Source organism: Mesorhizobium sp. M1A.F.Ca.ET.072.01.1.1, assembly GCF_004023325.1.
Taxonomy (GTDB): Bacteria; Pseudomonadota; Alphaproteobacteria; order Rhizobiales; family Rhizobiaceae; genus Mesorhizobium.
Map to the genome: position 1 here is coordinate 1 of NZ_RZSF01000625.1, position 1,502 is coordinate 1,502.

A 1,502-nucleotide genomic window follows, 5' to 3' on the forward strand; every position below is an offset into this window, starting at 1 on the left:
CCTCTGTCCTGCCGGACATCTCCCCCGCAAGGGGGGAGATTGGCAGCTCGACCGCTGTATCTCCGCTTCCAACGTTGGAGAGTGGCGAGGGTGGACGCGATATCCAATCTCCCCCCAAGTGGGGGAGATGTCCGGCAGGACAGAGGGGGGCGCGAAGGAACGCTTACCTCAGCTTCCTTGGCGTTCTTTTCTGCCTCCTCTTCCCCATCGCCGCCCTTGCCGCCGACCTGCCCCCGCTCACCGGCCGTGTGGTCGACAATGCCGGCATTATCGATGCCGGCACGCGCGCAGCGCTGACCCAGAAACTCGCCTATTTCGAGAAGAAAGGCTCCGACCAGATCGTCGTCGCGACCATCCCCACCCTCGGCGGCGAGGAGATCGAGCCCTACGCCAACCGGCTGTTCCGCTTCTGGAAGCTCGGCCAGGCCAAAGAGAACAATGGTGTTCTTCTCCTGGTTGCGCCGAACGATCGCAAGATGCGCATCGAGGTCGGCTACGGGCTGGAAGGCACGCTGACCGACCTGCACACCAAGCTGATCATCGAAAACGACATGGTGCCGGCCTTCCGCGCCGGAGACTTCTCCGGCGGCATCAGCAAGGCCGTCGACGACATCATCATGGTGCTGGAGGGTAATCCGGAGGAGCTGGAGGCGCGCGGCAAGCGCAACGAGCAGGCGCCGTTCAACTCCGACGACCTGTTCTTCGCCATCTTCATCACCATATGGGCGCTGATCTTCTTCGGCGGCATCGCGCTGACGGTGCTGCCGCCGATCTTCGGCCAGAAGATCGGGCCCGGCCGCTACCGCTGGCTCGGCATGACCTTCGAGCCCAGCCGGCGATCATCCGGCGGATGGTCGTCCGGTGGCGGCGGCTGGTCGTCGGGCGGTGGAGGCTGGTCCTCCGGTGGCGGCGGTGGCGGGTTTTCCGGCGGCGGCGGTTCGTCGGGCGGCGGCGGCTCCTCTGGAAGCTGGTGAGAAACCATGGCAACGCGACCGATCAGTCCCGAGGACCATGACCGCATCGCCGAGGCCATCCGTGCCGCGGAAGCAAGGACCGACGGCGAGATATACTGCGTCGTCGCGGGTTCCAGCGACGGCTATTTCTTCCCGGCTGCGTTCGCGGCGGCGCTCGCCACGATTGTCGTCAGCCTCGCAGTGGCCTACGGGCTGGAAGCCTTGTGGCTGACCATCCGTTTGCCGCATTTCGTGCTTGCTCAGCTTCTGGCGTTTGGCTGCATGCTCGCGCTCCTCTGGGCGCTGCCCGGCTTGCGCATTCACCTCGTGCCGAAACGGCTGCGCTACCAGGCGGCGCATGCCAATGCGATGAAGCAATTTCTCGCCCGCAACGTCCACCGCACCCAGGCGAGGACGGGCGTGCTGATCTTCGTCTCCATCGCCGAGCGCTATGCCGAGGTGGTGGCCGACAGCGGCATCGATGCCAAGGTCGGCCAGCATGTCTGGGATGGCGTGGTGCGGAACCTGACGAAGCACGCGGGCGACGAT

The 1,502-nt window shown here is 65.4% G+C and carries 2 protein-coding genes; both read left to right on the forward strand.

What is annotated here, in order from left to right:
- The first annotated feature begins 101 nt into the window (after positions 1-101).
- A complete protein-coding gene (locus EOA32_RS37060; RefSeq protein WP_095831112.1) occupies positions 102-974 on the forward strand; it encodes a YgcG family protein in 873 nt (290 codons plus the stop codon).
- A 6-nt stretch (positions 975-980) separates the two neighbouring features.
- The coding region (locus EOA32_RS37065; protein WP_145971511.1) for a TPM domain-containing protein at positions 981-1,502 on the forward strand (522 nt) is incomplete at its 3' end.